The following is a 9,584-nucleotide window of genomic DNA, read 5'->3' as shown; positions in this document are numbered from 1 at the left end:
ACACCAGCACCGGTTACAGCACACTGACAGTCACAGTCAAATTCTGCTTCAAAGCCACCCAAAGTAACTTCTATTTGTGCGGCATTAAAATCATTATTCAGTAGCCGGTTTGCCCATAAAAACGCATGCTCATCCATAGGTCCGCCCCGGGTCAGGCCTTTCGACAAATAGCCAAAGCGTCCGAAATCCTGAACGGCTGCGCGAATGCCCGGCTCAATAATACGCATCATGACAAAGCCTCCGTGTCGCCACCGTCATCAACAAATTGCTCTTTGCTGACCGAGTAAAACTCCACTTCATCACCCACATTAAATGGGCTGATGGTCCCGGAGGACGGGTCGTACAATTGCGTTGAAGTGCGGCCAATAATGTTCCAACCGCCGGGAGACGATGACGGATAAACTGCGGTCTGGCTTTCGGCAATAGCAACGCTGCCTGCGGTAATACGTTTTCGGGGGTTATCTAAACGGGGCGTTCTGATCTTCTCGTTAACCTCACCCAGGTAAGCAAACCCCGGCGCAAAGCCCATAGCGTACACACGATAGGTTTGCTCAGTATGAGCTTTGATCACATCGTCCACTGAACAATTGTTTGTCTCTGCAATGCGGGCTAAATCCGGCCCGACACTTTCGTCATAATAAACCGGAATACGATGATGCTTGCCGGTCAGTTCCCGGTCATCGCTGGTTAAATCGCTTAGGGTTTTACGCAGGCGTTCGCGTATTTCCGGCTCATTGGTGCGCAGAACATCGTAATACACCATTAAAGAGTTATAGGACGGCACTAAGTCCAGCACCACGTCCGACAGTTGTTCCTCTACCGCTTTAACCGCTGCAAGAACCTGTTGGTTAACCGAAACGCTGATGCCCTCACCCAAATACACGATAACGGCATCGGCACCGGCAGAAACCAGTTTTGGAAAGTTAGACGCTTTACTCGCAGAGTTAGTCATAAGCTTTTCGGACGATATCCCGCAGTTTCTCCACTGTTTCTATCGCCTTTGGATTATCCCCGTGAACACAAAGAGAATCGATTTCAATTTGCAACGACTTACCAGATACACTCTCAATAGCACGACCGTTAGCAAAAGCCTCAGCTTGGGCATACATGGTTTCAGGGTCACCATGGACGGCATCAGAATTGCTTCGTGAGCGCAGTTGCCCGTTGTCGTCATAAGCGCGGTCAGCAAAACCTTCAAACCATAATTCGACATTAAATTTTTGTGCACGGTGGCGCCAGGCATCGTTTTCAGGGGTTGCCATAACCATTAACGGTAAAGGTTCATGGCGGTCGTCCTGCAATGCAGCGATAGCTTCGCAGACCGCATCAAACTGCTGCCCGTCGCTCAGCATGTCATTATAAAGTGCTCCGTGCGGCTTCACGTAACTCACTTCAGTTTTCTGTCCGGCGCAAATGCCCTGCAGAGCGCCGACCTGGTATTGAATTAATGCCGTCACTTCGTCGGGTTTTAACTTCATGTGACGTCGCCCGAAACCAACAAGATCAGGATACGCCGGGTGCGCTCCTATGGTCACATTATGCTGTTTTGCCAGCTTAACCGTTTTTAGCATGGTCAGGGGGTCCGACGCATGAAAACCACAAGCCACATTGGCGCAGTCAATGTGGGGCATGATCAAATCATCTGCCCCCATTGTCCAGGCACCAAAACTTTCTCCAATATCACTGTTTAGTGTAATTTGACGGCTCATTCCTTACCTTTTTCAGACTTTCTGGCTTCAATATCACCCATTAGCTTGGTTAACCCCACACCAAACAAGTACAAACCAATACCAACAGAAGCTAGCTGTAATGGCGGTAAACTTAGTACTATCAACTGGTGTTTAGCAAATACCGCAATTGCACCAATGAGTCCCATAGTCGTTATGGCGCTGGCAACCAAGGTTACCGGCCCCATCCATGAGATAAGCGAGCGCAATCGAAGTAAGGCTCCCAGCCCACCAAGGACAAGCCCCCAGGCAATAGGAACTCCTAACTTGTACCAACTCAGATCAAAGTTCGCAATCAATGTAATCAGTTCTTCCTGCTCTGCAGTATAGAAAAATAAGCCGACTGCGCCTGCTAAAATAACAATTCGTTTTGCTATGTTCATTACTTAGATTCCTACATAAACAGACTGATAATAAAAAGGATAATTGCGATAACCGGAACCCAAAGAATTGGAGACTGATACCATTTTAACGTTGGCTTATCAGTGCGGTTCAGCGATTTTAAAGTCGGCTGCTTATAAAGCCAGATAATACCTATCAGCATCAGGACCGCACCCGACAGCCTGACATTAGTATCGTTGTCACTCACCACACCCAAAACAGCCATTAGCAGGCCCGCAATAAGAATCAGTAATGCCAAAACACGTTGCCACATACTTCCCCCAAGTCATTGTTCTTATATTTATTGTCTTTATACTAAGAACTTATACTGTATCAGGTTCTGGAGCCATATGTTAAAGCAAATTCTGCTCGGCGTGAGCGCTATTATTATTACTGTTATCGTCATTCTTGGTAGCGCTGTTATTTATCAGAAGACCACCATGCAACCTGACCTCCCCCACGAGGAAGACTGTGAAATACAGCAAATAGTAACAACCGACGACGGTTCTTTAGAAGCTCATAGCTACTGGTGTGAGCGTGGTGAAAATACGCAATGGAAAGGCTATGAAATTTGGTTACATGAGCCGCAGCCGGATAAATGGCAACGCATTATGACCACCGAACACGAAGGCTGCATTAAACTGGAATTGGCTGATCAGAAACTCGAGATAAACCACGACGGAAAACGCGGCGACATGTTTTTAGTCGAACCAGTATTTCTGTTTAACGATGCACAAGGCGTCAGCCAATCTCTGTCGGTTCAGGTTTCTACCCGTGGCGACGCCGTGTGCCCTGGCTCTGAGTAAAACGCTGGCTCGGATTAAGCCAGCTTTAACACCCATTTAAGCGGCAGACGTTTCATTAAGAACGCCATTAACGCCCAGGGCCAGTAAGGGACATAGGCTTTTACTGGCTCTTTATTAATGGCCTTCGCCAGCAGTCGGCAACCTGTCTCGGTATCCACCATAAAAGGCGTATTTTTCACTTTTTCATTAATTTCAGAGCGAATGTAGCCCGGATAAATGGTCGACACTTTAATTGGGCTGTTGCTGCCGTAGGTTTTCATTAAGTCCGCACGAATACCCTCGGTTAAAGACGCCAAACCAGCCTTGGTTGCCGCATACACCGTCATGGCCCGTGGCATACCACGGAAAGCACTCATGGACGAAATAGTCACCAAATGCCCGCCCTTTTGCTCGCGCAGAATTTCCATAGCCGCTTCACATTGCGCCAGCGCCGCTACAAAGTTGGTTTCTGCCGTGGCTTTGTTAGCCTCAAAGTAACCCGTACCTAACGCCGCGCCTTTGCCCATGCCCGCATTAATAACAAAGCGGTCAATGTGCCCCTGCTCTTGTTTAAACTCCTGAAAGACACGAAATACGTCTTCGTGAGCGTTTACATCCAGCGTTTTAATGCTGACAGTTATGCCAGAATGCTTGTCTTCCAGCTCGTTTTTTAGCGCTTCTAAGCGATCTAAACGGCGGGCGCACAGACATAAGTTTTTACCTTCTGCGGCGAACTCACGCGCCATGCCCTGTCCTAAGCCAGAGCTGGCACCGGTAATTAAAATAGTCTTCCGTTCTTGCGGCATTGTTGAGCTCTCTTTTTTATTATAATTCGTTAAGCTTTAGCGATACGGCGACGGCAGCGCCACAGCAAATAATTCACCAGGAACCAGAAGTTCTTAAAAGCTTTGTTATTGGTTTGCTTATGGTGGTACCGATAGTAAATTTGCTGCGCAATAACCGCCAAGCGAAACAAGCCAAACACCTCATAAAAGGCAAAGTCTTCCACCTTGGTGCCAGTGCGTTCGCAGTAGTAATCGATAATTTCTTTGCGCGTTAGCATGCCCGGATAATCACTCGGTTGGCGTTTGGTTGCGCGCGCCACTTTGTCATCGCCCGCTTCTATCCAGTACGCCAGCGAATTACCTAAATCCATTAACGGGTTGCCTAAGGTCGCCAGCTCCCAGTCCAGAATACCGATAATGTCAGTTGGGTCTTCCGGGTTGAGTATCAGGTTGTCCAGCCTAAAGTCATTATGAACCAGACAAATGGTTTCGTTTTCAGGCTTATTTTCCTGCAACCAGCGCATGACCGAACCCGCACCGAACACATTCCAGGTTTTTGCTTTTTCGTAACGGCCACACCAACCATTCACCTGCCTGTCAGTATAGCCTTTACCTTTTGCAATTTTGCGTAGGCCAGTGCTGTCTAAATCTACCTGGTGCAGCTTTATCAGTTTATCCAGTGCATTCGTACATAGCTGCCGGGCCTGTTCAGAGCTTAAGTCCAGCCCTTTTGGAAACTTCCTACGCGGGATAATACCGGTAATGTGTTCCATAACATAAAACTCAGCACCAATAATCGACTCGTCACGGCAATACGCCAACATTCTGGGTACGTGTGGAAACTCTGGTCTCAGGCGTTTTTGCAGGCGGAACTCACGACCCATGTCGTGGGCTGACTTGGCCTTTGTGCCATCTGGCGGGCGGCGCAAAACCAAAGCCAGACCGTTGTAATCTAATCGGTAAGTCCAGTTAGACACACCACCGGTATACTGAGTAATGCGTAGCGTACCCCGGTCTTCAGGCAGCTCATCACCAATATGCTCTGCCAACCAGTTATCTAATGCCTCAATTGGTAAGGTTTCTTCTTCGCGTACGTCACTCGCCTGGTCAACTACGGCGGATGAAGGATCAGTCATTGGTGCGCCCTTTCCATTGTTTTAATTCGTTTTTTGCAATGGTCGCACGGTGAACCGCATCGGGTCCATCGGCAATACGTAATGAACGAGCCACAGTCAGTAACCCCGGTAATGGTGTGTCGTGACACATAGAAGCGCCACCAAACAGCTGCATGGTTTCATCCACCACTTTTTGAAGCACACTCGGTGCTACCAGCTTAATAGCGGATATTTCTTTAATGGCTTTCATGGCGCCAATGTTGTCAATTTGCCAGGCTGCATGCAGAGTCAGTAAACGCGCTTGATCAATCGCGACACGCAAGTCTGCCAGACGCTCGCTGTTGCCGCCCAGCTTCAATAACGGTTCGCCGAAGGCAATGCGCGACGCACCGCGTTCTATGAACAGCTCCAGCGCCCGCTCTGCCGCGCCAATAGCCCGCATACAGTGATGAATACGCCCCGGGCCTAAACGCCCCTGCGCAATTTTAAAACCGGCACCGGGGCCGACAATAATGTTCTCTTTCGGAACGCGTACGTTGTCGAACACCACCTCACCATGACCATAAGGCGCGTCGTACTCGCCTAACGCAGGCAGCATGCGCTCTATATTAACGCCAGGGGTGTTTCACGGCACCAGCACCATAGAGTGGCGATGGTGCTTTTCCGCGTCTTCGTCAGTGAGCCCCATAACAATGGCAATTTCAGCGTCAGGGTGGCCTAAACCGGTACTCCACCACTTACGGCCGTTAATAACCCAGTCGGAGCCGTCGGCAACAATGGTGGTTTGCATATTGGTGGCGTCAGAGGAGGCTACATCGGGTTCGGTCATACAAAACACCGAGCGAATGTCGCCATTTAGAAGCGGTGTTAACCACTGCTCTTGCTGTGGGTCATCACCAAAGTGATACAGCACTTCCATATTGCCCGTGTCGGGCGCATTGCAGTTGAAGACTTCTGGAGCTAACAGGCTTCGCCCAATGCGCTCGGCTAGCGGTGCGTATTCCAGCGTCGTTAAGCCAGCGCCCAGTTCCTCGTCGGGCAAAAACAAGTTCCAAAGCCCCTGCTCTTTCGCTAACTGCTTAAGCTCAGCAACCCGCGGCGGCACCTGCCACTCGCGCCAGTTCGGCGTGCTGTTCAGCCGATAATTCTCTTTCTGATACTGGTTTTCATACGGCTCAATATGCTCGCGCATAAACGCATCTAGCCGCGCCAAATAGTCCTTTGTTTTCGCACTGTAGGAAAAGTCCATAATGCACGCTCCCAACGAATAGTTAACAGCATTGTAGACTTGAAAGTGTTGGTGGTACAACCAGAGTTGGGGAGTAAAATGAGTGGTTTGAGTTTGGGGAAGCTGCAAATAGCTGAACGTAAAAAGCGTGCTGCAGTTTTTTCAGTTCGAGTTAACTTTTCTTGTTAGCATTTTTGCTTTGGTAAGTATCGACCCTTGTTTTAGTGCGTCTCCAAACAAGACCGACTTCGGGGCTACTATCTTTTATATTTAACTCGTACTGTCCTCTAAATCGATACAAGATATCCCCAAGGTTTCCTCGTACCTTCGCGAAGACAATTCGCTTGTGTTTGTGGGTCTTTGAGTCATTAATGTGACTTAACACATGACTTTTTGCCTTAGTGTTATCTTCATTTCGTTCAATAATTACTTCTTCATCATCCGAGATTTGATTATCCCACTCTCCGTTTGGGAATAGCTTTGGAAACCACAGCATAACGTCTGAATCTGGATGAGTTGCTCCAGCCTTTTGATAACCCGCGTAATTGTGGCCGAAACAATTACATGCATCCTTTATGGTTTTAAATGCAACGTTATCCGCAATATCAATGTAGCCTCGATTGATATAAGTTTTTGAGTCGAACTCAGCATCAATGTCCCATGGGATAAATGATTCATCATTTCTCCTGTCCTTTATCTTTGCCAATACGTTATCAATTTGATTGTTAATATCTTCAAGTGGCTTAGTCACATCAATGCGTGATATATCATGACCGGTTGCATTAATGATATCCGCCTCACGAATTTTATCAGCTTTAATGTTGTCGTATTTAAAGTGCTGCCCTTCATCAACTTCAATATGCAGTCCAAACTGCGGAAAGAATAAATCGGTTAGTGCTCTACCTTCGGGTCTAGTGACGTATTGTTGGGTCACAAATTTAATACTGAAGTCATTCAGTAAGTGGATAATTCTTGTAACAACATAAGCTTCATATTTTTTATTTTTGGTTCTTCCTAGCTGCCTTATTATGTAATCTTTTTTATCCATCGTATTCGAAACCTTATTGAGTGCTAACACTCGACAAAAACAATGTTGGCTTGCGTGCCCAGAAGCCGGAGGAGCATACTTAATGGCTTGGTTAGGAATTTTACAGGCAAAATGTCACCATTAGAACTGCCGATGCAGCCAGAAGTATATGTACTAAATTGGTATATAGCTGTAAGCAAAACATTTTCACAAGACGCTTATCAGCTGACAAATAGTCTTTAATACCAGCCTCTCCTGATTTTTTCATAAGTACTGAAAGCGGCCACCAATAGGCATCAGCTACATCATAAACAAACTGCCTGGGCTCAATATTCATTGAGTTCATAACGCCTTTGCCAGCTTCTGAAGATAGTTGATCCTCCATATCAATTAGTAAACTAACACCAGACTGCAAAGCCATACCGAGCATTTTACTAGCGATGCCGAATAGCAGGGATAGGACAAACAGTACAATTGAAAATTTCAGTGAAGGGACGAATATGATGGAAGCGATTGATTCTAAATTACTTACAGTCAACGCCATTAGCGCAGCGCACCCTGTTACCGTCCATGTAGTAAATTTCTCCATACTTGCACCGACCGCTATAGAGTGCCGCCACAAAAACTTTTTAAAAATATGTTCGGATGTTAATGGCTTTCCTTCATCATTGCTCATAGTTGCTTCCTTGCTTATCTAACGGCAAAACGTGCTAGCACAATTTTAGTGCATCCGCGTGACTTGTTAACTTTCAAAACGCTCGTTCCCATGCACAAACTAAGGTCTCAAAAACAGATTTCATTTCATTCTCAAACTGTTCTTTAGTGATGTGATCACCTACCCTTTTTGAAAGCTTCGTTTTCTGCTTTCCAGACATGTCTGAGACTTGCTGTTCAGTTCTATTCCAATCATCAAAGTTCGGATAGCATTCCTCAAGAGAGCCTCTCTCTAAGACTTTAATCTGACCTCTATCGTTAAAAGATTTAAACTCCCTCAAAAAATCATCAAAGCCTGCTTGAGCATTTTGTGTAGGAGCATCACACAAAACGACCATTTTTTCTTCAAACATAGAGTTCTCTAGGGGTTTAAAGGACTTCTTGATCGCATTGATTGAGCGTCTTGCTTGATGCGTATCACCCTCTGCAGCAATAACCTGTATTGCTGGCTTGTCGCTATAGAATCGGCGAATCACACGGGTAAGCAACTCTACCTCGCTAGGGCCTTCTACAATCAGGAAATTTCGCGGGAGGAGCAGGTCAGAAGGACTCCCGCCTAGCAATTCAAAGACGACGTAGGGCTTATCTAGGGCGTCAACAGATCTAAAACCCGTTATACTTTCTTCTTTCTCGACCTTGTATATAGTTTGATCCGGGTGGTCATCGGCAACAAAAACAGAGGAATGAGTATTTAAAAAAACTTGGTCTAGGTCTTCACACAGTTCCAAAAGAACATCCTTCAACTTTCTTTGCGCTGTTGGATGCAAATGCAGTTCAGCCTCGTCAATAAAAAACAGGAATGACTTTCCAGCCTCTTCACGATCCTTCCTGTATTCAGCATAGGCCTGGATAATTGCAAGCATTAAGGCCCTCTGCATACCATCACCTTTTTCAGACGCATAAGTTTCAACACCGTCGTCCACACGAGTTTGGAAGTTCTTTAATAAATCCTCAAATTCGGGACTCGACACTTCAAAACTAACTTTAGTGCATTCAGCAAATTGCTTTTCCAGATGTGTTTTTACATTACCACCAAGTCGGTCAAATTCGACTTTCACTTGCGACCCGTCATCATCAAATAGTTCATCAAACTTTTTTCTAAATTCGCGGTATTGTGGATTATCGTGAAGAATCTCCTCCAAAACCGAAGAAAGCATTATTCCTATTGGGCTTTTAGCAGAATATTTTGCAACCTCATCAAAATATTGTTTTGTGTGTATATATTCAAACTTAGGCAAAAAGTCATTAAATGCTTTATCGAAACCTGCAGGATTTCTCTCTAACTCAACCCCTTCAATAACAAGTTTTCTTTTTGTTGGCTCTAAACTCGTTCTTCTAACGATGAGGGTATCGCTACCATCGAGAACCTTGAGCATTTTTTCTCGATTGCCTTCATTGCGCATGTTCTGGGCACCATGCTGCGCGCCTGAAAATTTAACCTCAACGCTAATTTCTTTGTTTGTATCTCGATTTGGATGCAGATCTTTTATAGACTTATTTTTTGACAGCCCGTTGAAAAACCACTCTATCGCCTCAAAAAAATTGGTCTTTCCAGCGTTATTCTGCCCAACAAAAACATTGAAATTGCTGCAATCAAATTCGGCGTTTCCAATTGAGCGAAAATTATCTACGCAGACTCTTGATATCTTCATCGTTCCCAGCTTCCTCTGTTGAGTTTAAATTTTACATACTGTGCACACGCGCTTTTTATCGCTCTGTTTCATGTTTAAGAAATCTTTTATTTAAAAATAAGCAACGTCGCTAACTAAAATGTACTTGTTCATAGAGTACCTCTTCAAGTGACCTCTCCCCCAAAAATAGG

At 45.8% G+C, this 9,584-nt stretch carries 10 protein-coding genes and 2 pseudogenes; 1 reads left to right on the top strand and 11 read right to left on the bottom strand.

Annotated elements, in window-relative coordinates; translation table 11 throughout:
* The 5 genes and pseudogenes from B3180_RS13285 to B3180_RS13265 form a co-directional block, all read right to left on the bottom strand.
* Positions 1 to 230 (bottom strand): annotated as a pseudogene (locus B3180_RS13285) (allophanate hydrolase); the annotation flags it as partial.
* A complete protein-coding gene (gene pxpB, locus B3180_RS13280; RefSeq protein WP_278358642.1) occupies positions 227 to 952 on the bottom strand; it encodes a 5-oxoprolinase subunit PxpB in 726 nt (241 codons plus the stop codon). The pseudogene B3180_RS13285 and the gene pxpB, both read right to left, overlap by 4 nt.
* Positions 945 to 1,709, bottom strand: coding sequence for a 5-oxoprolinase subunit PxpA (locus B3180_RS13275; protein ID WP_278358641.1), 765 nt, complete (start codon positions 1,707 to 1,709; stop codon positions 945 to 947). Before B3180_RS13275 ends, pxpB begins: the two co-directional genes overlap by 8 nt.
* Positions 1,706 to 2,110 (bottom strand): hypothetical protein, encoded by a 405-nt coding sequence (locus B3180_RS13270; RefSeq protein WP_054487419.1) that lies wholly within the window; start codon positions 2,108 to 2,110, stop codon positions 1,706 to 1,708. Before B3180_RS13270 ends, B3180_RS13275 begins: the two co-directional genes overlap by 4 nt.
* Positions 2,111 to 2,121: 11 nt before the next feature.
* Positions 2,122 to 2,382, bottom strand: coding sequence for a hypothetical protein (locus B3180_RS13265; protein WP_054487417.1), 261 nt, complete (start codon positions 2,380 to 2,382; stop codon positions 2,122 to 2,124).
* Positions 2,383 to 2,458: 76 nt separating this feature from the next.
* Between B3180_RS13265 and B3180_RS13260 the strand changes: the two genes are divergently transcribed.
* Entirely contained in the window at positions 2,459 to 2,914 is a 456-nt protein-coding gene (locus tag B3180_RS13260) for a hypothetical protein (RefSeq protein ID WP_278358640.1), read from the top strand.
* Between the two features lie 14 nt (positions 2,915 to 2,928).
* Here B3180_RS13260 and B3180_RS13255 read toward each other — a convergent pair whose 3' ends face one another.
* The 6 genes and pseudogenes from B3180_RS13255 to B3180_RS13230 all read right to left on the bottom strand — a co-directional run bounded on the left by B3180_RS13255 (position 2,929) and on the right by B3180_RS13230 (position 9,414).
* Positions 2,929 to 3,699 carry an SDR family oxidoreductase gene (locus B3180_RS13255; protein WP_278358639.1) on the bottom strand — a complete coding sequence of 257 codons (771 nt, stop codon included), beginning with the start codon at positions 3,697 to 3,699 and terminating at the stop codon, positions 2,929 to 2,931.
* Between the two features lie 29 nt (positions 3,700 to 3,728).
* A complete protein-coding gene (locus B3180_RS13250) occupies positions 3,729 to 4,814 on the bottom strand; it encodes a phosphotransferase family protein (RefSeq protein ID WP_278358638.1) in 1,086 nt (361 codons plus the stop codon).
* Positions 4,807 to 6,042 (bottom strand): annotated as a pseudogene (locus tag B3180_RS13245) (acyl-CoA dehydrogenase family protein). The gene B3180_RS13250 and the pseudogene B3180_RS13245 overlap by 8 nt, the downstream one beginning before the upstream one ends.
* Before the next feature lie 151 nt (positions 6,043 to 6,193).
* Positions 6,194 to 7,069, bottom strand: coding sequence for an AbaSI family restriction endonuclease (locus B3180_RS13240; RefSeq protein ID WP_273022804.1), 876 nt, complete (start codon positions 7,067 to 7,069; stop codon positions 6,194 to 6,196).
* A 100-nt stretch (positions 7,070 to 7,169) separates the two neighbouring features.
* Complete coding sequence (locus B3180_RS13235; protein WP_273022802.1) at positions 7,170 to 7,724, bottom strand: hypothetical protein; 555 nt, start codon at positions 7,722 to 7,724, stop codon at positions 7,170 to 7,172.
* Between the two features lie 73 nt (positions 7,725 to 7,797).
* Positions 7,798 to 9,414, bottom strand: coding sequence for an ATP-dependent nuclease (locus B3180_RS13230; protein WP_278358636.1), 1,617 nt, complete (start codon positions 9,412 to 9,414; stop codon positions 7,798 to 7,800).
* Positions 9,415 to 9,584: the final 170 nt, after the last annotated feature.

Source organism: Idiomarina sp. UBA4206 (genome assembly GCF_002383015.1).
Classification (GTDB): Bacteria; Pseudomonadota; Gammaproteobacteria; order Enterobacterales; family Alteromonadaceae; genus Idiomarina; species Idiomarina abyssalis.
The sequence above is the reverse complement of the archived record's forward strand: the minus strand, read 5'-3'. Positions and strand labels throughout refer to the sequence as shown.